The sequence below is a fragment of the Cutibacterium sp. KBN10P07758 genome (assembly GCF_050286205.1).
Classification (GTDB): domain Bacteria; phylum Actinomycetota; class Actinomycetes; order Propionibacteriales; family Propionibacteriaceae; genus Cutibacterium; species Cutibacterium acnes.
In genome coordinates this window covers 193,825-220,172 of sequence record NZ_JBNNQV010000001.1, presented here as the reverse complement: position 1 = coordinate 220,172, position 26,348 = coordinate 193,825, and the positions used below count along the sequence as shown (strand labels likewise).

The 26,348-nt window shown below is 60.5% G+C and carries 27 protein-coding genes and 4 tRNA genes; 11 read left to right on the top strand and 20 right to left on the bottom strand.

Annotation, left to right across the window (positions count from 1 at the left end; all coding sequences use genetic code 11):
* Positions 1-12: 12 nt before the first annotated feature.
* The 3 genes from ACOYO3_RS01100 to ACOYO3_RS01090 form a co-directional block, all read right to left on the bottom strand.
* Positions 13-747 (bottom strand): NAD-dependent protein deacylase, encoded by a 735-nt coding sequence (locus ACOYO3_RS01100; RefSeq protein ID WP_002524478.1) that lies wholly within the window; start codon positions 745-747, stop codon positions 13-15.
* Positions 748-749: 2 nt separating this feature from the next.
* Positions 750-1,469: a hypothetical protein gene (locus ACOYO3_RS01095; protein WP_002524479.1), complete on the bottom strand. Its 720-nt coding sequence runs from the start codon at positions 1,467-1,469 to the stop codon at positions 750-752.
* Positions 1,470-1,542: 73 nt separating this feature from the next.
* Entirely contained in the window at positions 1,543-2,790 is a 1,248-nt protein-coding gene (locus ACOYO3_RS01090) for an alpha/beta fold hydrolase (protein ID WP_002524480.1), read from the bottom strand.
* A gap of 313 nt (positions 2,791-3,103) precedes the next feature.
* Between ACOYO3_RS01090 and ACOYO3_RS01085 the strand changes: the two genes are divergently transcribed.
* Entirely contained in the window at positions 3,104-4,135 is a 1,032-nt protein-coding gene (locus ACOYO3_RS01085) for a septal ring lytic transglycosylase RlpA family protein (protein ID WP_002516261.1), read from the top strand.
* Positions 4,136-4,226: 91 nt separating this feature from the next.
* Here ACOYO3_RS01085 and ACOYO3_RS01080 read toward each other — a convergent pair whose 3' ends face one another.
* Positions 4,227-5,042, bottom strand: a complete 816-nt coding sequence (locus tag ACOYO3_RS01080) for a hypothetical protein (RefSeq protein ID WP_002516219.1) — start codon at positions 5,040-5,042, stop codon at positions 4,227-4,229.
* Between the two features lie 322 nt (positions 5,043-5,364).
* Between ACOYO3_RS01080 and ACOYO3_RS01075 the strand changes: the two genes are divergently transcribed.
* Both ACOYO3_RS01075 and ACOYO3_RS01070 read left to right on the top strand, forming a co-directional pair.
* On the top strand, positions 5,365-5,676 hold the full coding sequence (locus ACOYO3_RS01075) for a type II toxin-antitoxin system VapB family antitoxin (protein ID WP_002516339.1): 312 nt from the start codon (positions 5,365-5,367) through the stop codon (positions 5,674-5,676).
* Complete coding sequence (locus ACOYO3_RS01070) at positions 5,654-6,217, top strand: LytR C-terminal domain-containing protein (RefSeq protein ID WP_002518212.1); 564 nt, start codon at positions 5,654-5,656, stop codon at positions 6,215-6,217. The genes ACOYO3_RS01075 and ACOYO3_RS01070 overlap by 23 nt, the downstream gene beginning before the upstream one ends.
* Positions 6,218-6,247: 30 nt before the next feature.
* On the opposite strand, the gene ACOYO3_RS01065 is transcribed toward ACOYO3_RS01070, so the two are convergent.
* The 6 genes from ACOYO3_RS01065 to ACOYO3_RS01040 all read right to left on the bottom strand — a co-directional run bounded on the left by ACOYO3_RS01065 (position 6,248) and on the right by ACOYO3_RS01040 (position 11,277).
* The gene (locus ACOYO3_RS01065; RefSeq protein WP_002519718.1) at positions 6,248-7,762 is read right to left on the bottom strand and encodes a potassium/proton antiporter; all 1,515 of its coding nucleotides are present in this window, start codon (positions 7,760-7,762) and stop codon (positions 6,248-6,250) included.
* A 143-nt stretch (positions 7,763-7,905) separates the two neighbouring features.
* A complete protein-coding gene (locus ACOYO3_RS01060; protein WP_002524534.1) occupies positions 7,906-8,454 on the bottom strand; it encodes a hypothetical protein in 549 nt (182 codons plus the stop codon).
* Positions 8,455-8,587: 133 nt separating this feature from the next.
* Positions 8,588-8,675: transfer RNA gene (locus ACOYO3_RS01055), tRNA-Ser, on the bottom strand.
* A gap of 119 nt (positions 8,676-8,794) precedes the next feature.
* Positions 8,795-10,162 carry a lipopolysaccharide biosynthesis protein gene (locus ACOYO3_RS01050; protein WP_002519546.1) on the bottom strand — a complete coding sequence of 456 codons (1,368 nt, stop codon included), beginning with the start codon at positions 10,160-10,162 and terminating at the stop codon, positions 8,795-8,797.
* Positions 10,159-10,608: a nucleoside deaminase gene (locus ACOYO3_RS01045; protein ID WP_002519547.1), complete on the bottom strand. Its 450-nt coding sequence runs from the start codon at positions 10,606-10,608 to the stop codon at positions 10,159-10,161. The genes ACOYO3_RS01050 and ACOYO3_RS01045 overlap by 4 nt, the downstream gene beginning before the upstream one ends.
* A 36-nt stretch (positions 10,609-10,644) precedes the next feature.
* Entirely contained in the window at positions 10,645-11,277 is a 633-nt protein-coding gene (locus ACOYO3_RS01040) for a tRNA adenosine deaminase-associated protein (RefSeq protein WP_002516258.1), read from the bottom strand.
* A 224-nt stretch (positions 11,278-11,501) separates the two neighbouring features.
* Here ACOYO3_RS01040 and upp point away from each other — a divergent pair, with 224 nt between their 5' ends.
* A complete protein-coding gene (upp, locus tag ACOYO3_RS01035; protein WP_002519548.1) occupies positions 11,502-12,128 on the top strand; it encodes a uracil phosphoribosyltransferase in 627 nt (208 codons plus the stop codon).
* Positions 12,125-12,868, top strand: a complete 744-nt coding sequence (locus tag ACOYO3_RS01030) for a MaoC/PaaZ C-terminal domain-containing protein (RefSeq protein ID WP_002524533.1) — start codon at positions 12,125-12,127, stop codon at positions 12,866-12,868. Before upp ends, ACOYO3_RS01030 begins: the two co-directional genes overlap by 4 nt.
* A 36-nt stretch (positions 12,869-12,904) precedes the next feature.
* Here the strand turns inward: ACOYO3_RS01030 and ACOYO3_RS01025 are convergent, their stop codons facing one another.
* Positions 12,905-13,474 carry a YbaK/EbsC family protein gene (locus ACOYO3_RS01025; RefSeq protein WP_002519549.1) on the bottom strand — a complete coding sequence of 190 codons (570 nt, stop codon included), beginning with the start codon at positions 13,472-13,474 and terminating at the stop codon, positions 12,905-12,907.
* On the opposite strand from ACOYO3_RS01025, the gene ACOYO3_RS01020 reads away from it, so the two are divergent.
* Positions 13,473-13,619: a hypothetical protein gene (locus tag ACOYO3_RS01020; RefSeq protein ID WP_002516179.1), complete on the top strand. Its 147-nt coding sequence runs from the start codon at positions 13,473-13,475 to the stop codon at positions 13,617-13,619. The genes ACOYO3_RS01025 and ACOYO3_RS01020 overlap by 2 nt on opposite strands.
* 207 nt (positions 13,620-13,826) lie before the next feature.
* On the top strand, positions 13,827-15,707 hold the full coding sequence (locus ACOYO3_RS01015; protein WP_002519550.1) for a potassium transporter Kup: 1,881 nt from the start codon (positions 13,827-13,829) through the stop codon (positions 15,705-15,707).
* A gap of 54 nt (positions 15,708-15,761) precedes the next feature.
* On the opposite strand, the gene ACOYO3_RS01010 is transcribed toward ACOYO3_RS01015, so the two are convergent.
* Positions 15,762-16,475, bottom strand: a complete 714-nt coding sequence (locus ACOYO3_RS01010) for a type 1 glutamine amidotransferase (RefSeq protein WP_427305716.1) — start codon at positions 16,473-16,475, stop codon at positions 15,762-15,764.
* A gap of 33 nt (positions 16,476-16,508) precedes the next feature.
* On the opposite strand from ACOYO3_RS01010, the gene ACOYO3_RS01005 reads away from it, so the two are divergent.
* Positions 16,509-16,775, top strand: a complete 267-nt coding sequence (locus tag ACOYO3_RS01005) for a PLDc N-terminal domain-containing protein (protein WP_002519551.1) — start codon at positions 16,509-16,511, stop codon at positions 16,773-16,775.
* A gap of 81 nt (positions 16,776-16,856) precedes the next feature.
* Here the strand turns inward: ACOYO3_RS01005 and ACOYO3_RS01000 are convergent.
* Positions 16,857-16,929 (bottom strand) — tRNA-Arg (locus ACOYO3_RS01000).
* 230 nt (positions 16,930-17,159) lie between these two features.
* Positions 17,160-17,249: transfer RNA gene (locus tag ACOYO3_RS00995), tRNA-Ser, on the bottom strand.
* A 222-nt stretch (positions 17,250-17,471) separates the two neighbouring features.
* On the opposite strand from ACOYO3_RS00995, the gene ACOYO3_RS00990 reads away from it, so the two are divergent.
* Positions 17,472-19,325, top strand: a complete 1,854-nt coding sequence (locus tag ACOYO3_RS00990) for an LCP family protein (protein ID WP_014167105.1) — start codon at positions 17,472-17,474, stop codon at positions 19,323-19,325.
* A gap of 48 nt (positions 19,326-19,373) precedes the next feature.
* On the opposite strand, the gene ACOYO3_RS00985 is transcribed toward ACOYO3_RS00990, so the two are convergent.
* Together ACOYO3_RS00985 and galK are read right to left on the bottom strand one after the other, a co-directional pair.
* The gene (locus tag ACOYO3_RS00985) at positions 19,374-20,345 is read right to left on the bottom strand and encodes a LacI family DNA-binding transcriptional regulator (protein ID WP_002516316.1); all 972 of its coding nucleotides are present in this window, start codon (positions 20,343-20,345) and stop codon (positions 19,374-19,376) included.
* A 40-nt stretch (positions 20,346-20,385) separates the two neighbouring features.
* Entirely contained in the window at positions 20,386-21,621 is a 1,236-nt protein-coding gene (gene galK, locus ACOYO3_RS00980) for a galactokinase (RefSeq protein WP_002524531.1), read from the bottom strand.
* Positions 21,622-21,837: 216 nt separating this feature from the next.
* Here galK and ACOYO3_RS00975 point away from each other — a divergent pair, with 216 nt between their 5' ends.
* Positions 21,838-23,547, top strand: coding sequence for a sodium:solute symporter family protein (locus tag ACOYO3_RS00975; protein ID WP_002516233.1), 1,710 nt, complete (start codon positions 21,838-21,840; stop codon positions 23,545-23,547).
* A gap of 64 nt (positions 23,548-23,611) precedes the next feature.
* Positions 23,612-23,830, top strand: coding sequence for a hypothetical protein (locus ACOYO3_RS00970; RefSeq protein ID WP_002519553.1), 219 nt, complete (start codon positions 23,612-23,614; stop codon positions 23,828-23,830).
* Positions 23,831-23,933: 103 nt separating this feature from the next.
* Here ACOYO3_RS00970 and ACOYO3_RS00965 read toward each other — a convergent pair whose 3' ends face one another.
* From ACOYO3_RS00965 to ACOYO3_RS00950, 4 genes are all read right to left on the bottom strand, one after another.
* Positions 23,934-24,425, bottom strand: a complete 492-nt coding sequence (locus ACOYO3_RS00965; RefSeq protein WP_002519554.1) for a hypothetical protein — start codon at positions 24,423-24,425, stop codon at positions 23,934-23,936.
* A gap of 68 nt (positions 24,426-24,493) precedes the next feature.
* Positions 24,494-24,579 (bottom strand) — tRNA-Ser (locus ACOYO3_RS00960).
* Between the two features lie 195 nt (positions 24,580-24,774).
* On the bottom strand, positions 24,775-25,260 hold the full coding sequence (locus tag ACOYO3_RS00955) for a hypothetical protein (protein ID WP_002524529.1): 486 nt from the start codon (positions 25,258-25,260) through the stop codon (positions 24,775-24,777).
* Positions 25,261-25,676: 416 nt separating this feature from the next.
* Positions 25,677-26,327 (bottom strand): hypothetical protein, encoded by a 651-nt coding sequence (locus tag ACOYO3_RS00950; RefSeq protein ID WP_002524527.1) that lies wholly within the window; start codon positions 26,325-26,327, stop codon positions 25,677-25,679.
* Positions 26,328-26,348 lie beyond the last annotated feature (21 nt).

The following is a 26,348-nucleotide window of genomic DNA, read 5'->3' as shown; positions in this document are numbered from 1 at the left end:
GAGGGCCACCCGTCAGGGCATCACGGCACGCTGAACCGCAGACAACGTCTTACCTAAGCCATCGTGGATGACAAGGTCGGCGGCCCGGTCGTAGCCGGTGGCCTCACGGTTAATAAAAACCAGGTGCCGGCCGCGGAAGAACCTCAACAAGGCTGCGGCCGGGTAAACGTTGAGCGAAGTGCCTCCAACGATAAGCAGATCGGCAGTACTGATCGCGGTAGTGGCGTTGTCGAGATCCTGGCTCCGCAGGGATTCCTCATAAAGAACGACCTCGGGACGCACCATCCCCCCACACGAGCACCGCGGGACTCCAGGAGCGTCCATGATCACCGAAAGTGGATGGGCCCGCCCACAAGCCAGGCAGCGGTTGCGGTGCACCGACCCGTGCAACTCGATCACCTGACGAGACCCAGCTTCTTGGTGTAGACCGTCGATATTCTGGGTGATGATTGTTGAGACTTGCCCGGCTCGTTCCAGGGCAGCCAGGGCACGGTGACCAGCATTGGGCCTGGCCTGAGGATGGACGAGGTAGGTGCGGTAGAAGTCGAAGAACTCCGCGGGATGCTCAACTAAACAGCTGTGACTGAGCATGTACTCCGCGGGGAAGGGCAGGTCATGCTGAGTGGTGTAAAGCCCGCCAGCCGAGCTAAAGTCCGGAATACCTGATTCGGTGGACATTCCGGCGCCGCCGAAAAACACTGTCGACGTCGACTCCTCGATCCAATGCGCGAGCTGTTCCCCGGTCATTGTTAGGCTTGCCTCAGCAGGGTACAGACGAGGTCGGGCTCGCTAACCATGTCAAGGCTGGCAAAGACGTTGGAGACATCGACCTCAGGGCGCTGCCAGCCGATGGTCGCGGCATGGGCGGCCAGAGCGACACAGATCTCCTGACAGCCGTCAATGAGCCACTCGGGGTCGACGTCAGGATTGACGTGGCGGGAGAACTCGGCGGCGTCATGACGCTGGGCTGCGAGGATTGCCGACAAGCCGCTGCGCAATTGTTCGACGGCCTCCTCCCCCATGGTGGAGACGACAACCGGGTCAGCCAAGTCACGACGTACTCGCTCGACAAGCAGCCCAGGAACGTCGGCGGCGGTGAGGTTGTCGTGGTCAAAAAGCCAGTCTGGTAGATAAGCCTCCACCGCATCCTCGTCGACCTGCTCAACCCGCTTGGCGACGGCCTCTAGCAAGCTGACGCCGAGCATGACGGCACCCTCAAGCTGACATAGCGGGGTCAAGGCAATGGTGATCGCGGCTCGTCCGGACTCCAACGGATTGAGCTGCTCACCTCGCTCTTGCGCTCGCAGCTCCTCCTCGCTGGCGCGACGCAACACCTCGAAGGACTCTGCGGGCGGTATCTGCACGGTCTGCGGATCAGCCTCCACCTCGTCGGTCTCGGGGAGCGGGGCACCGACATCGTCGGGGTCACACCAAGTGGTAGGAGCCTGTGGAATGTCGTTCATGGTCATTCATCTTTCCTGTCGTAGGCCGAGGTTGATGGAGTATGCTGGATCGCCGCCGACCCCACCAGCCAACCCGATCTCACCTCACGATCTCACCCTTCGCGAGCTTAATGAGACGGTCAAGCACCGCCCCACCTGAGGCGTTCGACCCGTTATGCTCGTATTCGGTCGTCACCCAGGCGTGCATCTGCGGCAGCAGGGCTGCCGTCTCGAGAGAGAACTTGCGCGGCACATATGCATCGTCGTGGTACACCGCCGCAGCACACGGCACCTCAGCAGTCCGGAGCACGTCGGGGTCGTACAACTTTGGCCACGGATGATTCGCAATGAGGTCAGCTACCTCCTTCCAAGGCCGCAACTCCTGATCAGTGTCAAACCATTCCGGCATGACGTGTTCACCCGTCAGGAGGGTAGGGTCCTCCCGGAAGTCATCAGGTAGCGTCCGGGCAGCCGACCAATCGGTGACCACACCGTCGGCATAGGACGATTCATGAATGACGGCATATAGCGGGTTACGTCCGCCGTAGGGCAGCAGCTCGGCCAGGTCATGACGGAACGCCCGCGAAGTGTGCGGGTACTCCAGCAGGTAGTGCAGCTTTTCTGCCCCGCCCGAAGCGCCCAACACATGCCCCAGCGACCGCAGTCGTGATGGACACACGACGTCACCGCTCGGGGTGGCGATCTCGCCTTTCTTCGCCAACGCCGCCAACTCAGCGAACCGCACCCTGTCCCCGGGGAAGCGCTTGTAATACTCCAGCGACTTGGCACGCAGCTGCTCGTAGCAGGCTGCGTAGATATCGTCAGCGGATCGCCCGACCGCCGACAGACCACCAGTGAAGTACCCAGCCGACAACGACTCCGGGTAGGTAGACAAATACCTGAGCAACGTGAATCCACCGAAGGACTGGCCCAGAGCCGCCCACTTCTGGATCCCGAGGTGTCGACGAATATCCTCACAGTCCTCAACGATCTCGTCGGCACGAAGATGGGTGAGGTACTCGGCCTGACTAGGCGCATCCCCCACTGGCTCACTCACCGGAGACGACAATCCCGTGCCGCGCTGATCGAGCAAAACAAGCTGGTAGTCCTCCAACGCGCGCGACAGCCAACCGGGAAACCCGGGGTCACGCAAAGTCGGGCGGGGAGACTCACACCCCGGACCGCCTTGCAGGAAGACCAGGTAGGGCTTGTCGGTTCCGTTGGGGGTGGCCACCAGACGCGCGTACACCTCAATAGTGCGCAAATCGTCAGGATTGCTGCGATTCAGCGGGACCCTCAGACGAACGTCATCGGTCAGCAGGCCAGGAATGTTGCGGTTCCACGTCATGGGATCAGCCTATGAGGTCCCGACGCCCTCACGTCGGTTCTAGCGTTCGTTCCCTCTCCCAAGGCCATCGTCGTCACTATCGCGGAGTTGAAGGAGCGAGACCGTCCCTTCAGTATTTTCTCAGTTTTCTGCCCTAGTCCAGTCTTGCTCCACCTACCATCGCGCCTTGTCGCAAGGGCTCAGCGGCGTCTTCACTTGAAACTACCGCGTGACACCCACTCACCTATACTGAGCAAATTTTGAGAATCTCTCAGGAACACGTACAGTTCATCAAGCCCTTTAAACCTGCGGCAACGCTCGGAAGGAACATCACATGACCAACACCTCGACCAACGCCGGGACGACTCTCAAGCGCACCGTCGCTCTGGCCGCTGCGGCGAGTCTCGCCGTCATGGGCACCATCGCCGAGGAGGCTCACGCCGCCCCTGCCGGCAACCTTGGGGCTCATGCCGAGAAGGCTCCCACCCAGCACACCAAGAAGGCACCGGCTGAACAGGCCAAACGCGCCACGACGTACACCGCTCGGTTCGCGCTTACTCGCGTCCACCTCAACGTCCGTTCTGGACACAGCACTGAGTATCGACGCTACGGGCTCCTCCGTCCCGGCGACAAGCTCCTTATTATCGGCGAGGATGTCCGGGGCTGGACTCCTGTCAACTACCGCGGCAAGACTGCCTGGGTGGCCACCCGTTACATCACTAAGATGAACCGTCCGGTCGGTATCTACGCCCAGCGTGGCGATCACAATGCCCGCTCGAAGGCTGTCCAGCGCGACCTATCGACCCTCAACTACTTCCCGGCCAAGTGGGTCGGCTTGCCCTATGGCCCGATCACTACCAACGCCGTCAAGGTGTTCCAGAGGGCCAACGCTCTCAAGCAGACTGGCGTGACCGACGCCGTCACCCTGGGACTGCTCAAATCGAAGGCCGACTACCAGCGAGCCGCAGCGGCCGAGAAGAGCTCCACGTACAAGCACGCGGAGCATCACTCCGAGCACTCCTCGAGCACCTCCCGCTCGACTGCCCGTCCAGCGCGCAACACGTCCCCCGACGTTTCCACGAGTGGTATAGCTGGAAGCTGCCAGGCTTCCTTCTACGACGATTCCCAGACCGCCTCCGGTGAATCCTTCAGCTCGTCAGCCCTGACGGCTGCCTCCAAGACCTACTCTTTCGGCACTCGCCTCAAGGTCACTAACAAAGCCAACGGACAATCAGTCGTGGTGCGCGTCAACGACCGTGGACCCTACGTCTCTGGTCGCTGCCTAGACCTCTCCTCGGCCGCCTTCTCTCGGATCTCGTCGCTCAGCGCTGGCGTTGCCGACGTGACCTATGCGAAGGTCTCCTGACCGAATACCATCGCAGCAGATTGTGACAGCGTCGGCCCCCCGATCCCTGGTGGATCGGGGGGCCGACGCTAGTTTCAATACTTCTAAGGCATCAACCAGCCGGAGCCTCCGGGCCGTCGTTGAACCACCAGGTCGCTTGACCCGGAACCCCAGCCCTCTTAGCTTCCTCAGGCGCCTCAACCTTGTCGAAGTCGTGGATATTGCCCTCGGAATCCTCCCAGCACACCACCTCACGGCGCACCGGGATCTGCACGGTCACCAGGTCTGTGACGACGTAGCGACGCAGCTTGGCACCGGCAGGCAGCCCCACAGCCGGGGCGGAATCGACGGTGTGAGCTTCCTCGTCACCGTGATCGTCGCTGAGCACCTTGGGACGGTTCTCTTCGTCGTCATCGGTATCCTCAGCGTCAGAGCCGGCCTCGGAGACGACGATCGGGGTGACGACAGTGTCCTGACCAGCCTCGTCGGCATCAGGCTCAGAGTCGTCAACCACATCGGCCTCGACAATGTCAGACTCGCTGACGGCACCACGTCCGGGATGGGCAATGGCTATGTCGTCGTCATCGCTAATCTCCAAGCCAGAACGACGAGCAGGTTCCATGCCGTAATGCCCGTAAACCTCGGCCTCGCGGTCGCGCGAGAGATCGTCTTCCTCGGACGCCTCGGGAGCCGTTTCGATGAGGTTTCGACTAAACGGGACGTTGACCTGGCTGGTGGAGTATTCGGCGCCTCGCACCGGAATGAAGTACTCATGGCCCTGCGAAAGCACGGTCACAAAGGTCGCAGCTCCGGTGACCTCGTCGGCAAAGATCTGCTGGATCGTCCCGACCTTCTCGCCGTCCGGTCCGACGACTTCGGCGTCGAACAGTCCGGGGATGTCCTTGGGATCCATGGCACTGATGTCCATGTATCGACCTCTCGCTAGGGGGTTGGAACGTACGCGCATACGCGTACTCTTTATTCAGCTTGTCATACCGTGCTGTGCAACTGACGCAACGTCGCCGGGCGCGTCTCGAAGTAAGACGCACCCAACGGTGATCGAAGTGCTTTATCCGAGACCCGACATCAGCATGCGTTGATCGCACTGACCATCCTGTTTAAGGCTGTTTTGTTGGCTGCCAACCCGAACGTAGTGACACCCTCAGCATCCAGTGGGTGTATTTCTCAGCCTGTCGCATGCTCCCGTGGGCCCATCTGCCAGGATCACAAGGAGCTTGTAGGATCGTTCTGTGATCTTCAAACGTGTCGGTGACTCCCGTCCATACCCTAGCCACGGGTACACGCAGAAGAAATGGTCCCAATTGGCGCCCGTTCAGGTGCGTCTGGACCAGCTCGTCACGACAAAGAGCACCCTGAACTTGGCGAATCTCCTCGAAGATGACTCCACCTTTTATGGAGACCTCTTCGCCCACGTCGTAGCTTGGCATGGCGACCTCTACTTAGAGGACGGCCTGCATCGCGCTCTGCGTGCCGCACTGCAACAGCGTCAGACCCTGCACGCTCGTGTCCTTGACCTGAATGGCCGTCATGACTTTCGATGAACGTCGCCACTATCTGAGGATGGCGGGGACCCCGTTAACCCTGCTAGCCCTCGTCCTCCTCATCGCAGTGGCCATCCGCGCCGGATGGAAGGCCGTGAGTGCCCCCATCCCGCCGCCGCCTCTTATTCCCTGCGTCGATCAGGACGTCAACGGCGAACTGACGACCCAAGACATCACGGTTTCGGTGTACAACTCGGGACACACCCGTGGACTGGCCGGGAGCGTATCCAAGCAGCTCACCAACGTAGGGTTCGTCATCGACTCGGTGTCTAACCGTCAGCCGAGCGTCAAGAAAGTCACCATCATCGGTCAGGACGCCAAAAACCCCGAGGTGGGGCTAGTTGCCGGTTATTTCCCGGGGGCGGTCGTGAAGTCAGATCCCAAGCGCGTCGACCATGAGGTCGAGGTGGTACTCAGCGATCGCGACCCAAACTTCAAGACGACTGCGCCGAAGTCAGTGAAAGTCAACGGGTCGGTGTGTCTGCCATCTCCCTCACCGACTCCATCCATACTCGCGTCGCCGGGGGAACAGCCCTCCTAGGGCTTACCGGAACTCTTGCGCAGCGGCTCCTCAGTCAGCAGTCTGCACCCGCAGGCCGTGCCAGCGTGCCAAACGACCGCCCCGACTGATCTCGATAAGCCTCTCAGCGACGGTCCGACGCTTCCCCTGGGGCACGACGATTAGCAACTCGTCACCTTGTTCCAGCACTGTTCCGGCGTGCGGGGTAAAGGATCTGTCACCGCGAATGATAAGGGAAACGACGCAGTTGCGTGGAAGTCTCAGTTCGCGGATTGTCACCCCAGCCAGACGCGACCCTTTGGGCACGTCGGCCTGCAGTAAGTCAGCAGCGATCTCGTCGAGGGGCGCAACCTCGATGGAGACATCTTTAGCCATCTGGGGATCGACGACGCCGAGAATATCCGCGGCGGCAGGCAGAGTTGGGGCTTGGATGCAGGTGAAGACAACAACGAGAACCAGGATAACGTCGAAGAACTTGTCCGCACGATCCATATTCGACGCCATTGGGATGGTTGCCAGAATAATGGGCACGGCGCCGCGCAGGCCAGCCCACGACATGAAGAGTCGTTCGTTGCGTTCGAACCCGAACCATATCGTGCAGGCGGCCACAGCCACTGGGCGCGCAACGAGGGTGAGCAGCAGACCGGCAGCGATGCCTACCCCGACCGAACCCCAGGTGAGGCGATCGGGGTTGGCTAACAGACCGAGCATGACGAATAGGCCGATCTGGCAGATCCAGGCGATGCCTTCTGAGAAGGACCTGGTGGTGTGTTGGTAGGGAAGATCGCCGTTGCCGATGACGACGGCGGCGATGTAGACGGCCGAAAACCCGGAGACGCCAATCCACGCTCCTGTGCCATAGGCAGTGACGGCCCATGCCATCGCGGCGATAGCGTACAGGTTGCCCGATGGCAGGGTGATACGCCGACTGACCTTGCCGGCTACCCACCCCACGAGCAGACCGACGAGGATGCCGCCGATGAGTTGGACGGCGATCGATCCGAGTAGCGGAAGGACACCGGCGTTCGACTCCCCGGTGGCCACTCCCGTCAGGGCAATGACGACGAGAACGGTTGGGGCGTCATTGAGGCCCGACTCGGCCTCCAACACAGACCTCAAGTGATTCGGCAACGAGACCCCGCGCAGTACCGAAAAGACTGCGGCAGAGTCAGTGGGTGCAGTGGCTGCACCGAGCAAGGCGGCGACGCTCCAATGCAAACCGAGCACATAGTGGCCGAGCAGCGTCATGACACCAAAACAGACCCCGACGCCAACGGTTGCAAGCAGGGCAGCCGGGGCCAAGGCTGGTCGGATGTCCTTCCAGTTCGTTGAGAGTCCGCCCTCGGCAAGGACGAGCACGAGAGCAGCAAAACCAATAGCGTGTGCGCCAGCTAAATCGTTGAAGTTAATACCGAACCCGATCGGGCCGAGCAGCATGCCAACCAGCAAGAACAGCAATAGTGCCGGCAGTCCCAGACGAGTGCCAATCCGGGCTGCGAAAGCGGCGAGCAACACGACGACAGCGCCGAGGAATAGAGCGAGATCGGCTGGCTGCATGACTTCCATTATTGCAACCGAGCAAACGGGTTCTTCGCAGCTGAGGACGCAGATCAGTGATCGGAGCCAGGTGATGATAGGGATGGCGGTCCCGCGATGCTCTGATTTGACCGATCAAACCTCTGCTGGAGCGAGCATCGGCGTCCTGGGCCCTAAGACTGGCTGGTGGCGTGCTTCTGTCGTTGCAGAGCCCTATCAAGGATGGGTTCGGTGACGGCGGTAACGATCGTCACCACAACGCTGGCGCCAAAGGCGTAGCTGACCGGCAGCATGAGAGTGGAGTAAAACCACCAGAGCACAAGAAACTCAAGGCTTTCCTTGGTGACTTTATTGACCACCAGATGGCCCAATGGGGCGATAACTCTTGCCAACACCCCCATGAGCAAGGAAACACCTATTCCTAGGGCAAATAGCACCAGTCCCCCCACAATGACGGTCTGCCAGGTCCACGGTGAGTCCAGAGAGCACCCGGGAAATACCAAGGCGAAAACCGCTGGAACTATGAGGAACGGGGCCATGACAAAGACAACGACGCCGATGAAGAACGCACCCGCACCCAAAATCCCCAGCAGATTATCGAATTTTTGAGATAACGCCATGTCAAGCCTCATCCTAGAACGACAACGATCCACGGCCGCCTTGACTAGATCATACGGGAACCTCGCTTTATCCAAAACGAAGATAAGGGGGCCTTTTCCCATACTTCTGTGCATTACAGCAACCTTGCACGTGTGAACCAACCGCTCCTCCGCAACAGGAACGGGGGCGCACCCTGAGGGCGACGGGCGGCACCACATAACGAAGTCCCGGGGATGCATATCCCCGGGACCCAGCTGGCGGTGACGGAGGGATTTGAACCCTCGGTAGCTCTCGCTACACCCGCTTTCGAGGCGGGCACTTTCGGCCGCTCAGACACGTCACCGTAAATAAGGGTAGCGAATCCGTCGCCACACACCAAAATCCGAATGTCAGGAACGCATCGGGTAGGCGTCGAGAGTGTCAGGGACGGTTGCACTCGTCCTCACTTGTGACCTCAGCCTCCTACGCAGCCTCGACCTCGCCGTCCAACTTCACATTCTTCTGGTCAAACCTCTTTGCCACCACAAGCGCCAGCCCGATGTAGAACACCAGGAGTCCGGCCATGATGAAGGACATCTGATAGATCGTACCGACGATCGACAGGTGACTAAGGTTCAGGTATGTCAGCGGTACCGCCGCATACACGATCGCGAAAACCAGCGCGATGCCATTGTTTCGGGTCACGATGAACATATTTGAGATCGGCGAGGTGACAAAATTGACGAAGAGCCACGGCACCAGCGCCACCGCAATGTCCGCCGATTGGTGAAATTTCGCACCCAACAGCCACGGAAGCACCGGTGGGATGAGTAAGTACAGCAACCCGAACGGCACAATGCCGATGAGGAAGGACCTCACGACCGACTTTTTGACGGTTTGGTAAAACCTCCCGGCATCAGAAACCGACAATTTCTGGAAGAACACCTGGGATAGTGCCTGGTTGATGACGGACGCTGGCATCTGCATGAGGGTCCACGCGATCGAGAACCGTCCATATCCCGACGTCGAAAACCTCACCATGATGATCATGTTGACGCCCTGCTGACGAATAGCGTCGACGATGACATTGGGCGCCGTCAACAACGGCAACTGACGATACTTACGCATCAGGGTGCGTAGCGGAACCTCTGCCTCCTTGATGCCACGCAGGTCCGAGCCCAACTGACGCCGGAAGTTGTTAAGAGCCAGACACTTGCCCAAGAAGGTGGCGATCACCTGGCCGAACGCCCCCAGACAGACCGCACACGACCCGATTCTTCCCGCCGCCGTCGTCGACTGGCACCACACCGCATTGGTCCCGATGACACCGAAACGTTTACGCCGATTAGCCCAGAAGTTCACAACGTTCACCTGAGCATACGTGAAGGTGATCGGGCCCACCGCCAACAACCACCACCTGGCCTGGGGCTTGCCCAGCAGACCGCTGAGGTAGGGACCGAGCGGAACCATCGCTGCCATCGCGACCCCAGAAACGATGGCATTGATGCGGGTCGCCAGTCGGAATACCCGCTTGGCCTCCGAATCGTCACGAGGCAGCACGATGGCCATGTCGTAGCGCAGCGCGGCAGCGGGGATGACGAACTGGGATACCGCCATGATGGCGCCGTAGATACCCCAATCAGCTGGGTCAATATGGTGGGTGACGTAGAGGGTGGCCAGAGCTGCAATCAGCTGAGCCAGGCCAGTGCCACTAATAACCTTCGTCACTGAAGCGAGGAACTCATGGCGCTGGATGTATGCCCGAGTACGGGGGAACCGGACGCGTTTCTCCCCGGGCTCTGGTGTCGCCCCGGATCTTGCGGGTGTCGGTTCCGTCGTCGTGTTGGTCACCCGTCCACGGTACAGGCCCGATGTCCGTCAAAGAATTCGCGCAACAGAGCAGACGACTCCTCGGCCATCACACCTGTGACCACTTTCGGCCGGTGTGGCAACCTCGGATCGCGCATGGCATCGAAGAGGGAACTGACGGCACCGGCCTTCGGATCAAAGGCTCCAAAAACCACTCTCGGGATCCTCGCAGCAACAATGGTTCCGGCGCACATGGTGCATGGTTCCAAGGTGACGACGAGGGTGCAATCACCGAGACGCCAGCCGTCACGGGCTTCCGCAGCACGACGGATGGCCAGCACCTCCGCGTGGGCCGTCGGGTCGCCGGTGCGCTCCCGTTCGTTGCCGGCTTCGGAAAGGACTTCGCCGTTAGCGCCGAGAATCACCGCGCCGATGGGAACGTCACCCCACGTGGCGGCGCGGCGCGCCACGTCAAGGGCCTGGGTCATGGCCTGACGCCAACCCGGCACCGGACCGGCCACAGGTCAGCGCGCCGAAGCGTTAGCGGCCCGCTCGAACTGCGGCCCGAAATGAACCCGGGCAGCAATGTCGGACAGGATCTCGTCAGAGTCCTCGTCAGCGTCAGCGAAAGCCTCCATGTCAAACTCCCCCAACCCAGCATCAGCAAGCATGTCGCCGTCACCCATGGTCTCGGGATCGTCATCGGGATCAGGAATGTCCTCACCGAGGAAATCAGCGACATCGCGGGCTATCGGCCAATCGTTGGCCTGGGTCGCGTCGGACAGAAAGACCTGCACATTTCGGCCACGCACCCGGACGATGACGTAAAACTGGTGATCGATGGACACCATACCGACAGCCCCAGCATCACCGGGCAAACGCCTCAGCTGGGTGATGAGCTCATCGAAGTCATTAGCGAGCATCGGTTCCATAGGAACTGCGACGCGCTCACCGTCATCGTTGTAGAGGGCTACTACAAAGTCGATCTCATCCTCGCTGGCGTCCTCGAGATCGTCGTCATAGTCATCATCGTCGTAATCGTCGTCCCCGTCATCGCCGTAGTCGTCGTCATCAGACAACTCGTCGTAATCGTCGAGATCATCGTAGTCATCGACGTCATCGTCGGGGACGAACTCGTTATCGTTGAACCGGGACATGACGACCTCCTTGGGGCGGCGAACGTCTCCATCGTTGCAGACATTTCGCCGGGGAAACAGTCGCAAGGCCGATTTACCCGCCACATTCTCAGGAAGCACCACGCTCCCCTACCCGGCCCCACTGTCCGTTCCTGCCAATACTTAAGGCCCACTCACCAGACGGGGAGCCGAATGCTACCAACGCGCCCCCATGTGCCAAGGTTGGACTCGTGGAACTCAACGTCATGGATCATCCGCTCGTCTCTCATAAGTTGACCTTGTTGCGCTCGGTAGACACCCCCAGCCCGGTTTTCCGCCAGCTTGTCGAGGAACTTGTCACCCTCATGGCTTACGAGGGCACCCGCGAGGTGCGCATCGAGCCAACCACCGTCACCACCCCACTCACCGCCACCGAGGGCGTCGCCCTGACCCGCCCTAAGCCCCTCGTGGTTCCGATTCTGCGCGCCGGCCTGGGAATGCTCGAGGGCATGATGCGCCTCATCCCGTCAGCTGAGGTCGGCTTCGTGGGCATGGCCCGTGATGAGGAAACCCTCCAACCGATGACCTACGCTGAGCGTCTCCCCAAGGATCTCTCTGGCCGTCAGTGCTACGTCCTCGACCCGATGCTGGCTACCGGCGGTTCCTTAGGCGGCACTGTCGAGTTCCTGGTTCGCCGCGGCGCCGACCACATCACCTGCCTGTGCATCCTGGCTGCCCCTGAAGGCATTGAGAATTTCCGCAAGCTCGTCAGGGACCTTGACGTCCCCTGTCACCTCATCGTCGCCGGCCTGGACGATCATCTCGACGAACACGGCTACATCGTCCCTGGCCTGGGTGACGCCGGCGACCGTCTGTACGGCCTGGCGGAATGACTATCCTGCGCCCAGCCGACCTGCGTGGCTTAGCGGCTTTACTCGGCTCCCAAGAACCCCGCGCAGTCGTCCCGCCGTGCTGGCATTGGGTGCTCCTCCTCGACCCAGTCGTCCCCGGCAACCTCGACGAGGACGGTTACGTGATCGGCTCACCGATCACCCCAGAACCGGGCATGATGAGGATGTTCGCGGGCGGACGCGTGCGCACCATCTCCCCACTGGCTCTCAACAGCGAGACCTCGCGCACTACTAAGGTGGCCTCAATCACCGACAAGGAGGGTCGTCGCGGCCTGCTCCACTTCGTGACAATGAGGTCCACGTGGTCCCAGGGCGGCCGGGAGTGCCTTGTCGACGAGCAGGACTACGTCTTTATGCCGACTCGCTCCGCAGGTCCATCGCCGGAGGGCGCCGGTTACACCGGCAGCAACGGCTTCCTGGTAACCGAGCCCCTGTTAGTGACCTTTTCAGCCTTGACAGCGAACCCGTATCGGATCCACTGGGACCGCGACTTCTGTCGCCGCGCCGGACATGACGGCCTGGTGATCCACGGACCATTAAAAGCCCTGCTTATGGCTCAGGCGTTTGCGGACACGGGCGCAGACTTCACTGGTAAGCGGTTTTCTTACCGGTTCCGCGCCGCCGTGACGGCCCCGACTCGACTCACCGTCGGCATCGAGGAAGACGAGGCCAAGGTTCGTCGCCCCGATGGCACCGTGACCGCTACGGCAACCCTAGGATGAGCGGTGTCGAGAGCGGCGCGTTAGTCCCAAGTAACCTCAGTTCGCCAACCCCGCGACGACCTCAGCGCCGGGCAGGGAGAGTACATCGCCTCCACTGACGATGAGCTTCGAGCTGCGCAGCCCTGATCCAATGCACACCGCTTCAGCCTCGGCTACCCGCGGATCGATCCAGATCGGCCATTCAGCGGGCAGCCCTACCGGGGTGATACCGCCGTATTCCATCCCGGACATGCCAACAGCCTCATCTATCGGCGCGAAGGATGCTTTACGGACGTCGAGCTTTTTGCGCACTACTTTGTTGACGTCGACCCTTGTCGTCGCCAAAACCAGACATGCAACATACTTTTCGATGTCACCACGCTTCCCCCTGACGATGACGCAGTTGGCGCAGGTCTCCGGGCCCTCACCGAACGCCTCGCACAGCGCCTCGGTATCAGCAATCTCAGGGTCAATGCTGAAGACGACTGCCGACGGCAACTCGGCAACTCGACCGGCGACCGTCGCCGCCAGCAGCTCGGGATGGTCGGCAGCGGGCAGGTGTTCAACGGAGTCGTACATGTGACCCACCGTAGCCACCGTCGATCCATCGACGAGGCCATCTCTCATGCCTCTTATGGAGTTCGCCGGCGACTACTCATGGGGCTACGACCCTGCCCACATCTTCGCCGTCGAGAGCGCCTATGGTGGCCATCCAGCCTCTGCGACCCTCGTCCTACCGCCCTACAGCGCCATTATTACGTCGCGAGCGTGACGGCGTCGCTGCATCTGAAGTGTGACGAAAACAGCATCACAGAGGACCTCACGATCACTTTTCCCGCCCATGCGCTACGTCTGATTCGCCGATCAATTTGCAGGTGAGGCGATGAGGTCCATACTTTCTTGAGTGATTCGCAGCCATGAACGGCAGGCGGTGGCCAAAGCCACCCAGCCGATCGTTGATCGTGAACCGATCCGATCCATGAAACCTGGACTAGCCCTAGCCGCATTAGGAATCGTCTTCGGCGATATCGGCACCTCAGTCCTTTACTCTCTCCAAACGGTGTTCTCAATGGAGAACCATGCCGTGCGCCCAACCCACGGTGACGTCATGGGGATCATCTCGATGATCTTCTGGTCGATCCTGCTCGTGGTGTGTGTCAAATACGTCATATTCGTTATGCGCGCTGACAACGACGGCGAAGGGGGCATCCTCGCCCTGATGGCCTTGGTACGTCGACTCATGGCTAGCCACAAGGGCACTGGCATGACGGCGCTCCTACTCGGCATCGTTGGCGCCGGCCTATTTTACGGAGATTCCTTTATCACCCCAGCGATTTCCGTGATGAGCGCTGTGGAAGGCCTCACGGTAGCCAACCCGGATGCAGAAAAGATCGTCCTGCCAGCCTCGGTCGTCATCCTTACCCTCTTATTCATCGTGCAGAGACGGGGAACGGAGGTCATTGGCAAGGCCTTCGGACCGGTAATGGCGACCTGGTTCCTCACCCTGGCGGCCTTGGGCATTCCGTGGATCATCCACCACCCGGTCATCATTACGGCCTTGTCTCCGCACTGGGCAATCCTGTTTTCCATCGAGCGTCCAGCGATGGCTTTCATTGCGATGGGCGCGGTCGTCTTGACGATTACCGGTGCCGAGGCGCTATACGCCGACATGGGCCACGTCGGGGCTCCATCGATCCGACTTGCCTGGTTCGGCCTTGTGCTCCCCTGTTTGCTCATCAACTACCTGGGCCAGGGGGCCATGATCCTGTCGCACCCCGACTGGATCGATAACCCGTTCTTTAGGATGGCTCCCGACTGGGCGACTATTCCGCTTGTCACCATCGCCACAATGGCCACCGTCATCGCTTCTCAGGCAGTCATCTCGGGGGCGTTCTCGATGAGTTCAGAGGCCGCCCGCCTGGGGTTACTGCCGCGCCTCGGCGTGCGTCATACCTCGAAGTCCGAGGGCGGCCAAATCTATATCCCAGAGGTCAACTGGACCCTCTTTATCGGCGTGCTAGCCCTCATCCTCATCTTCCAGACCTCGTCGAAACTAGCCACGGCTTATGGTTTGGCCGTGACCGGCACCTTCCTCCTGACGACGAGCCTGTTTCTGGTGCTGGCTCACCGGGCATGGCATTGGCCGATGTGGGCTCTCATCTTTTTTGGTGTCATTGTCGGCGGCGTCGAGTTGTCGATTTTCTCCGCCAATCTGTTGAAGATCGCCTCTGGCGGCTGGATCCCGCTGTTGTTCGCAACCATCGTCGTCATCATCATGACGACGTGGCGACGCGGCACCGCCTACATCGCCAAGCAGCGACAAGATGATGAGGGGCCGCTGGACGACTTCCTCAACTGGATGCACGAAACCAAGCCAACCCGCGTCCCTGGCCTGGCCGTTTACCCGCATCCTGGGCGGGCAACAACCCCGTTGGCCCTGCTTAATAACCTCAGGTTTAACCATGTGCTGCATGAGCACAACATCATCATCTCGATAGTGGTGGAGAACGTGCCGCACGTGCGGCACGTCAACCGTATTGAGAAAGTAGACCTCGGCAGACCCACCGACGGCATCACTTATATCGCGTGTCACGTCGGGTTCACCGATTCCCAGGACGTCCCCAAGGCGCTAGCTCTGGCGGCGGCCAAGTGTCCTTGGCTCAAGGATCATCTCGACGAGGCGATCTACTACCTCTCCCTAGTAGACGTGAAGCGGGACGAACCACAACAGGGTGCGCACATGGCCGGCTGGCGCAAGATGCTTTACATCACTATGTCGCGCAACCAGGCCGATCGCACTCGGGTGTTCCGGATACCGCGCACTCGCGCGGTGGTTATGGGTGAGGCCGTCGCCTTGTGACGGTCTGTCGCTGATACTCACAACTGATTCCCGAGGCCTACTGAGCCTCGGGAATCACCTTTTCTCAGGGTCTATAAGTTCCTGGAATCGCGCCGCGAAAGCCTCTTCGGCATTGACGGTGTCGATGTCGCGACGCACCGTCTCTGGTACCGTGACGGCCTCTGACCAAGGAAGACGCTGCTGCCATTCTTTCTCACCGTGGCCGATAGTCCAGGCATCGAAGATTTCGGGAGTGCACTCGGGATGAAACTGTACCCCCCATGCACGCTCAGCGAACCTGACGGCCTCGATCTGACCGGTGGGATCGCGCGCCAGCAGAACGGCGTCCTCGGGCAGGACGACCGCAACATCGTTGTTGAAATGAATACCGCGATGTCCGTCGTAGACCGACAGCAGCGGGTCCTTCTTTCCCTCCGGGGTGAGGTGCATCTCGGCCGCTCCAAGGCAGAAATGGTCGGAGGTGCAGACCTGTCCTCCCAGCGCGACGGTGGCGAGTTGGTGACCCAGGCAGATGCCGAGGAAGGGCGTACCTGCCCTCACTGTCCGGGAGATGAGCTGGCGGGTAGGCGCGAGCCACGGAGCCTCAGCATCGTCCTGGCAGCTCATAGAGCCGCCCAGCACCACGAGTGCGTCAGCGTCCACAATCGGCGGCACCGGATGGTTCCAGGCGTTGATCTCGGCGACGTCTGCCCCGGCGTTGCGCCAAAGTTGCCCGAGTCTGCCTGAGCTGCAGGAGGGCTCGTGAACGATGACCAAGATCCGCGTCATGGGGAAACACTACGAGCTTTCTGTCACGGCCGTATGCCAGAACTGCTGCAACCGGAGTACAGATTTCGCCCGACCGGACGCCAGTTGCTGCTACTAAGTGACGGGCAGGTGGTGCTGCTGTCAATTTTCGCCCATGATCTGCCGCTCTTGGCCATCACCGTTCCGATTATCGTGTTCGCCTTTGCTCTTTTGTCGATTCTCAGGTCGGACCGCTTGACGGGCGCGGGAAAGGTGATCTGGATCGTCGTCTGCTTCCCACTTGTCGGACCGATCGTGTGGTTTATCGCAGGTAAGAGTTGAGACGCGGATATTTCTGTCTGCTTCCGGAGAGAGCCTCCTCGAGACGACGAAACCCCGCCACAAAGGCGGGGTTTCCATCTGCGCGCCCGGAGGGATTCGAACCCCCAACCTTCTGATCCGTAGTCAGATGCTCTATCCGTTGAGCCACGGGCGCATTGTGCTGTGCACGTTGCTAAACGTTACAGCCTTCAATTCCGTAATGCAAATTCGCGTAATTCAGTCCCCGGAAATCCGCCTGACAAGCGGGTTTGCGGAACACCAGATGCGAGACACCAGGCCGCCGAGGGGTATCGTCGATCCCAACTCCAGGACCTTCATCCGAGGCACTACCAGCCCCACCATGCACAAAGCCCGGCGCCCCCTATAGGAGTCACCGGGCATCCGCGGAGGTGGCGGGATTTGAACCCGCGATGGGATTACCTCCCAAACCCGCTTAGCAGGCGGGCGCCATAGACCTGACTAGGCGACACCTCCAAGTGCCGTGTCAGCCTACTCTCTCAACCCCAAACCCTCCAATTCCGGGCCGCGACAACGCGCCCCATCGACCCCGACACGCCCCCGACAAGGGACGTCTGCGCTGCGCAGGCCACTGAGGCAGTCACGATCGCCGCCCGCCAGCCAGGCGGTACCGCCCCGTATTGGGTGCAGCGGTTAACATGGGGTCCACCCCATCGACATTTACGGAAAGGGATGTGCATGGCTGACGCGTCGCGCGGCGCCAACTCGCCGTCTCCACGTCACGCCGCTCAACCGGATTGGATGAACGATCCGGAGGCCAATGAGGACACACATGTCCTGCGGCGGGCGGATCTCAGGGCAGCCGCCCGGCCACCGACGCGTTCCCCGCGTCCACGCCGGTCCGCTGCTGAGCCCCCTGTTAACGCCCCACAGCCCCTCAACGAGCCGAAATCCCGCCCTAGCCCAGCCCGACGAGCCGCAACCGCCAAGGCTTCACCAGCTAGCCGCAGCCGCCGCAGACCATCGCGGTGGAACGAGGAGGCCAGACGCAACCATGCCTTCAACACCTGCCTGGGATGGACGATACTTGGGGCCATCGTCCCCGGCTTAACCCTGTCTCGTAGCCGTGCCCCGCGTCGCCGCGTCACAGGTCTGACGATCATCGGTCTTCTCCTCATTGGGCTGACCATTGCTGTTTTCTTCATCCTGGCTAACCCGACAGTTGCAGCGTCGATCGTCGTGCGACCCAAGTTGCTCACCGCTCTAACCTGGGGCTTGCCGAGTCTTGCCGTCGCCTTGGTGGCATTGCTGACCTTCTCCCACCTCGACCTTCGACCTCAGGGCATCACCCGCGGACAACGCTGGGTCTCGACCATCCTTGTCACCGCATTGTGTACCACCATCGCAACCCCGCTAGCTGTCGCTGGCCGGTATGCCTACGATCAGGACCACATGCTCGGCCGGATCTTCACCGATAAGCGGTCCGGCACCCGCCCATCCATCAACTACAACCAGGACGTCAAGGCGATTTGGGCGGCCAAGCCGCGAGTCAACGTCCTGCTCGTCGGCGCCGACGACAGCAAAGTGCGCAACTATCGCGCCGAGAACTCCATGAACACTGACACGATCATGGTGGCGTCGATTAATACCTCCAACGGTGATACCTCGATCTTCCAGATCCCCCGCAACACCGCGAGAATGCCATTCCCGTCTGATTCGCCGCTGCACAGGGACTTCCCCAACGGTTTCGTCGGGAAAGACGGTGACGGTAACAACCCCGACTACATGGCTAACGAGATCTGGTCGACGGTAAAGGCCCGCTACGTCGATCGCATGGGCGCGACCGACTACCCCGGGGCCGACGCCCTCAAGCTGGCCACCGGAGAGGCCCTCGGCCTCAAGATCGACTACTTCGTCATGCTCGACATTGACGGCCTTCAGAAGCTCATTGACGCGCTCGGCGGAGTGTCGGTGAACATCAACGAGCGCCTGCCCATCGCAGGCAATACCGAGGGCAAGAGGCCGGACGGTTACCTCGAGATTGGCGCCAACCAACACCTCGACGGCTACCACGCCATGTGGTACGCACGGTCGCGCTCAGCGAGCACCGACTACGACCGGATGGGACGCCAGTCTTGCCTTATCAAGGCCGTTCTTGACCAAACCAGCCCGCAGACTGTGTTGACCCGCTTCGAATCGATCGCTGATGCTTCCGGGCAGATGGTGGTCTCTGACATACCGCAGGGAATGCTGCCGGCCTTCGTCGACCTCGCCATCAACATGCGTGACGCCAACATCAACCGCGTCGTTTTCACCAATGGCAAGCACGGATTCTTCTCTTCCCACCCGGATTACGATCTCATCCGCAAACAGGTGGAGGCCGCCATCCATGGCGTCTCTGCGTCAAAAAACAAGAACAAGCCGGTAACGGGGGCTTCGTCTGCTAACACCCACAAGACCGCCATGGCGCCGCCGAGCCACAGCGGGTTAAAGAAGTCCCCGCAGACCCCCGCTCCACGCCCGTCACCCGATAACCACGACGTCTCCCAATCTGTGACTGACGCCTGCGCCTATAACCCGCAGCAGCCCTGACGCCTCTCCTGGGGCCGCGCCTGTGCGGTTCGTAGGCGTCGCTCGGGGTCAATGTCGCGGGGGTGCGGTACTCTCGCGAATCACCAGCGGGGCCGGAACCATGACCGACTTCCTCGGAGCACCCTGCAACTGGGCTAGGAGCTCCTCGGCGAGGCGTTGACCGACCGCCGCGAAGTCCTGTCGCACCGTCGTCATCGTCGGCCACACCGTATTTCCCAGGACGTCGTCGAATCCCACCACAGACATATCGTCCGGGATCCTGACACCCATATCGAGCAGACCGATGACGGCTCCTGCCGCCATTTCGTCATTGCTGGCTAACACGGCTGTTGCTCCGGCGTCCTTGAGGTAGCGTGCCGCATCGCGTCCTGACGAGGCCGTCCAGTCCCCGATGATGACATCGGGGATCTCGCGGTCGTTGGTCTCCAAGCACTCTTGCCAGGCCTGGCGGCGTACCACAGCCTGGCGGGAATAGTCCGGGCCGCTGACGAGGTGGACTGTGCGATGCCCCAATGCCAAGAGATAGTTAACGGCGGTACGCACACCGGAGGCCTGGTCACATCCGACGGTCGAGAAACGGCTGCACGGAGAGCCAGCCATCACGACTGGGATTCCCGGCGGTACCTCAAGGTCCTCGGGATGGTCAAGCTCAAGCCCCTCAATGATGAAGCCGTCGACTCGCCCCGCCATCCGCTTCATCGCGTGCCGGTACGACCTGACGGAGTCGTCAGCAGGCTCAAGACGATCAAGGACGACGGCAAGCTCGCTGCGGCGGGTGGCATCGACAATGGCTTGAACGGTCCGCAGCTCTCCGGTGCGTGAAAGGTCGGTAGCAAGGACGCCGATGGCACTCGTGCGGCCCGAGCGCAGGCTGCGAGCAGCCACATTGGGCGAATAGCCGACTTCGGTCATGGCCTTGAGAACCTTGTCGACAGTTTTCTTGCGAACGGCGTCGGAGTTGTTGACGACCCGCGAGACGGTCTGTTGGGATACCCCGGCAGCCGCGGCGACATCACCCATTGAGGGGCGAGACGGTCCTCGACGCTGCCGCTCGGTCATATCACTGCACCCGCAGGGCAGCAGGGCCAGGGGTAACGACGTAGAACTCGGGGTGGGCGAAACCGGCCTCCCGGAAGGAGTCCGCGACCTGCGTGGCAACCTTGTTACGAACGTCGCGATCGACCAGAGCGATGGCGCAACCGCCGAATCCGCCGCCAGTCATCCGCGCGCCAAGAGCACCAGCAGCGCGGGCCGCGTCGACAGCGGTGTCCAGTTCGGGACAGGTGACCTCGTAGTCGTCACGCAGGGAGTCGTGGGAGGCATTCATAAGCGGCCCCACTTCGCGGATTTGGCCGGTATCGAGGAGCTTAACGAACTGGGTAACACGGTCGTTCTCAGTGACGACGTGGCGGACGCGGCTAGCCATCCCTTCGTCATCGAGGGCGGCCACGGCGGCCCCCAAGTCACCGACGTCACGCAGGCTACCAACTCCGAGGATGCGTGCGGCATTCTCGCAGGCCCGCCGTCGTGCCTCATACTGGCCGTCGACCAGCCGGTGGGGAGCGCAGGTGTCGATGACAAGCAGTTCTAGGTCGGCGGTGGCCAGGTTGAAGGGGACTTGACGAACCGACCAGTCGTCACAGTCGATGAGGAGGGCGTGACCTTCGGTAGTGCGCAGCGAAGCGGTTTGATCGAGCCCTCCAGTGGGAGCCTCAGCAACCTCGTTCTCCGCAGCGCGGGCAGCATTGACGAGGCCAATACGGCCGGAGTCAGAGTCGGTGAGATCAAGGTCGTAGAGGTCGGCGAGGGCCAGACCGACGCCACACTCGACGGCTGCCGACGACGACAGTCCCGCACCCAGGGGGACGCACGTGACCAGTGCAGCCTCGAATCCCCCGAGGCCATGCCCGGCCTGACGCAGCGCCCACGCGACACCACCGGTATAGGCCTTCCAACCAGCAACCGACCCAGGAGCGATCTCGTCGAGGGTTCCCTCCCAGGTGAGAACGCTGTCGTCAAGCTGGGAGACGAGGATGACCTTGTCGTCATCACGGCGTCGAGCAGCGACGTAGATGCGATGGGGAAGGGCGATTGGCAGGCAGAAACCGTTGTTGTAGTCGGTGTGCTCGCCGATGATGTTGACACGTCCGGGGGCCGCCCAGACGCCATCGGGGCTACCACCAATGTGCCCGCCAAAGAGGTGCCGGGCGCGAGTGGCACCCTCCTCTACCGACCATGCTGTGCCGATCGTCGGGGTCTGGTGGTCTGCCGCAATGGCGTGGGGTGTCTGCGACATAAATGGCTCCTTTGCCGGTCAAAATCCCGTGACAACGAGGCTGAGCGTACGACGATGCCAGTGGCGCTGCGTCGACTTCGCTCACTCAAAATGTTTACGTACTCAAAACTACCGGGTGCAGATGCGCTCATGCCGCACCGGGGTCTATGGTTCCCCACGGGGCGACGCCAACGAGGCCGTTCCTCCCCGCACCAACCGAAAGGACCACTCCGCACCATGCCGTTGGAGACACTCATCAACGCAGGGTTCGTTGATTACCTGATACTGCTCATTTACTTCGTGTTCGTCCTGGGAATCGGACTGGCCGCCAGACATCAGGTGTCCGACTCCCTCGACTTCTTCTTGTCCGGACGCAGCCTGCCCGGATGGGTGACAGGGCTGGCATTCGTGTCGGCGAACCTCGGCGCCGTCGAGATCATGGGAATGTCGGCTAATGGAGCCCAGATCGGCATCCCGACGGTCCATTACTTTTGGATCGGCGCTATACCCGCGATGGTGTTCCTTGGCATCGTCATGATGCCCTTCTACTACGGCTCCGGTGTGCGCTCCGTGCCAGAGTTCATGCTCAAACGGTTCGGCCCAGCAGCGCACCTCGTTAACGCGATCTCCTTCGCGCTAGCCCAGCTTCTTATCGCCGGTATCAACCTGTACCTGCTTGGAACCATCGTCCATGCCCTGCTGGGATGGCCGCTATGGGTTGCCCTCATCGTTGCCGCGATGATCGTGCTCGCTTACATCAGCCTTGGTGGCTTGTCGGCGGCTATTTATAACGAGGTGCTGCAATTCTTCGTCATCGTCGCTTCCCTCCTACCCCTTGTCATCATCGGTTTGCATCGGGTAGGTGGCTGGAGTGGCCTCAAGGCCAAGATCACTGCTGCCGCCGAGGCTCATCCTGACGTCGTGACGCCGGCTGCCCAGCAGCTTCATTCCTGGCCTGGCCAAGCATTGTCCGGATTCGGCAGTCCAGTGATGTCTGTCATTGGCATCACGCTCGGACTCGGATTCGTGCTGTCTTTTGGCTACTGGACGACGAATTTCGTCGAGGTGCAGCGGGCAATGGCATCCGATTCTCTGTCGTCTGCACGCAAGACGCCGATTATCGGGGCCTTCCCGAAGATGCTCGTGCCCTTCCTCACCGTTTTGCCAGGCATGCTCGCTGCGGTCCTCGTCCCTGAAATTGCCCGCATGAAGGCTGGTGAGAAGGTTGCTGGTGGCGCGTCAGGTAGTTTCGTCCAGTACAACGATTCTGTGCTGTTTCTCATCCGCAACCTGTTGCCGACCGGTCTGACGGGCGTGGCGATCACAGGTCTGCTAGCTGCGTTCATGGCTGGTATGGCGGCGAATATTTCGGCGTTCAACACCGTTTTCAGCGTGGACATCTGGCAGCACTACGTCATTAAGGACAAGCCCGACGGCTACTACGTCAAGGTGGGACGCATTGCCACAGTCATCGCGACCGTCGTCGCCATTGGAACGGCGTTTATGGCGTCCGGGTTCTCCAACATCATGGACTACTTGCAGACGTTGTTCGGATTCTTCAACGCTCCGTTGTTTGCAACGTTTATCCTCGGCATGTTCTGGAAGCGCTCAACCCCGCATGCAGGCTGGTCGGGCCTGGTCGTCGGCACGCTAAGTGCGGTGACGGTGTGGGTTATGAGCCTAGCGGGAGTTTTTACCTTGCCAGGCCAGGGGACGGCATTCCTTGCCGCTACGGTCGGATTCGTCGCAGATATCATCGTCAGCATTGTGGTGTCCTTGTTTACCGAGCCTAAGCCTGCAGCAGAGCTGGTCAGGTTGGTGTACTCGGAGACCCCGAAGGAGCACCTCGTCGACCCACTGGAGAAGGATCTCCCGTGGTATCGCCGTACGGTCCCGCTCGGCATGACCGTGCTCGCCATCACCGTCGTTCTCAACATCATTTTCTGAGGAGCTTGCCATGTCCAACGGAACTGCTACGGCTCGTCGCAATCGCAGTAAGGTCGCTCGCGCGATGGACATTCGGACCGTCATAGGTGTGCTGCTCGGCCTCTACGGAATCATCTTGACGATTACTGGGTTGGTAAAGGGATCTGACGCTCACGCCGACCTGGTGTCTGGAATGTGCCTGCTCGTCGCAGGGGCAGTATTCCTCGTGTGGGTGAGGCTCCGCCCGGTCAAGGTGCCGGAAGTAGCCGAGGAGGCCAGCGAGTCGGCTGCAGGAAGGGGCTGAGCCGCCGCGATGTGGCCCGCAGCGATATAAGCCATACACGTCAGACAACAGCAGTGGCGTTCCAGAGTATTTCTGGAACGCCACTGCCGGGTTAGATGGTAGGTCAAATATTTTGGCGGTATCCGCGTGATTCGTCAAGGCGGTGTGCGACGTCGACGGCGAGGTCGTCCATCTCTTTGGGGTCTCCGATTCCGGGACGGACGATGTGGGTACGCCCAACTTGGCCATGGTAAAGAGTGAGGCGAGACCGTGACTCGGTGAGCGCGGCTTTCGTGACCTTGTCCCAGGTTCCGCGGCGGTCCTGTCCGGCGCCGTGGATGTGGTAGCCCTTATCGTCCAAATCGACGTAGAGCTTCATGTGAACCATGGACCATGCTGCAGTGACAGCCAAAGCGATACCGCAGGCGAGGACGGCGATGAAGATGATGGTCACCACCTCGTGCCAGCTCTTGGCGATGCTGATGATCATGAGGACGGCACCAACGATGGACAAGACGCCGGCAATGATGAAACCACGGATAGGAGGTTCCGGCGACATGACGTGCCTGGTCGTGCCGGGTGGAAGATCCGTCACGTCCATCCTGGGCATCCCCATCTCCCATCATTGCAAGGCTGACATGCGAGAGCCTGGCCCTCGGGTGCCGCACCTGGGGACAGGCTCCGTGGCGGCGAGAGTGGGATTCGAACCCACGGAGGTTGCCCTCGGCCGCTTTCAAGGCGGCTGCACTCGTCCACTATGCGATCTCGCCAACCGGGCACGACCCGGTGGCCCCATCTTAGCCATAATTCATCGGGCATATTCATCGTCCCGGACCTAGACCCGCTCATACCTCGCCTAGACGTTGACGAATCCGAGCGCGGGCATCGTCCGGTGACGCTAATTTCCGACCCCTGGACGACGGCAATTACGAGGTTCGCCCTGTCCCGGCAGCATCTGTCAGCCATCACCGTCTTCCGGGTTGTGTGAGCACGCCAATGAGTTCGTTGACCTTCAGCGGCTTAGAGGACGACCGCCTCGTAACGATCTGGCCAGACTGATCACCTGAACGCCATCTCACCTGCCACACCTCAGTCATGCGCACGGTGTAATTTCCTGGGTGCTGGTAGATGTAACCGCAGTCCGGAGATTGGGCTCGCGGATCGGCATTTTTCGGGCGTGGGGTTGAATGAGCGCAGCGGACGGTTTTCTCGCCGGTGCTGTAGATGGTCTCGACTCGTGTGGCGTCAAGGGAAACGATAATTCCGCGCGAGGAATCGCTAGAGGTGTGACGTTCTGACCCGGGATTGTGGAACCATAACGGCTGCCCCACTGCAGTGATGTTCCACTTGTTGGCCGAAGGTCGCGGCTCAACGTAGACAACTGGCTTAGCAAGGTGAATATTCGTCGCAAGATCGACAGACCAGTCACGGGCTTCTTCCCGAGTTGACACTTTGGGCCTTACGGGAGATGGAGATAGCGTCGTACGGTTAGGCTTCGGTTCCATTAGACTCAAGTTGAGTCCAAGCAGGTACGGAATCCTAGGACTGGCCAATGACAATATAGATGAGGCGATATAAGCGTCGCTCTCTCGCCGATCCACTGACTTTGACAGCTTGGGGGACGTCGGGGGTTGACGCTTACCTGCATGGGGGTTACTCTGCTTGTGATGAGAGCCGCCATGCCCAGGCGTACCGCGCTTAGCGCCCTCCCGTATTTTAATCCCCGACTTGTGATGGGAACCCTTGTCCGAGAACCGAACATATACAGTATGACTATCAGGATCGACACTGACACCCCCTGAAGCAAAAGAAGACCCGGGAGAAAAACTCAACATGAAAGACGTTGCCAGAACCAGCGATAAACCCTTCATACTCGACATGACGCAACCTCAGCACTTTCAGCTTCAACGATCTTTAAACTGTCACCAATCCTCCTCATGGAGAGTTCGTCTTTCCTCATCCGGCCAGGCGTCAACGTCCCGTCCTTGGGATTCACAAACCGCCAGTTAGATATATCAGCGCAACCGATAATGGCAATCTCCGAATCATCGCCCTTTGACACCCTATTGACGGTCACGCTAGAGAATGGCGTCTTGACAGGCAGCACTCTGTGGCCCCGGCTCTTCGCTTCAGAGTACGCTTTTCGAATCGCCTCGGTACCATCCTCACTGAGGATGCCTTGTAGCTCTGCAGACACCGAGTTCACCCCATCTCCGACCTCAAGCTTGTAAATCTGTTCCAAATACGTCTCATAGACCTTCTTCGCCTCCAAGAACAACGCATCCTGCTTCGTCCCTGGAGCCGGAGTTGCCGTCACCTTCACAAACTTCGGCGCCTCCGCACTCGGCGTTAGGGTCGGACTTTGTGCCGGGGCCACGCTCGCAACTGGAGTTATCCCGCCCGTCGCACCAGTGGAATCCTCATCAGCGCCACATGCCGCTGTCCCTAGACCGACCATGACAAGGGCCATCATCAAGCACCAATAGTGTCGTCCAGCGCGATCCTGTCTCATCACCATGACGGAATCATGAGGGGTACC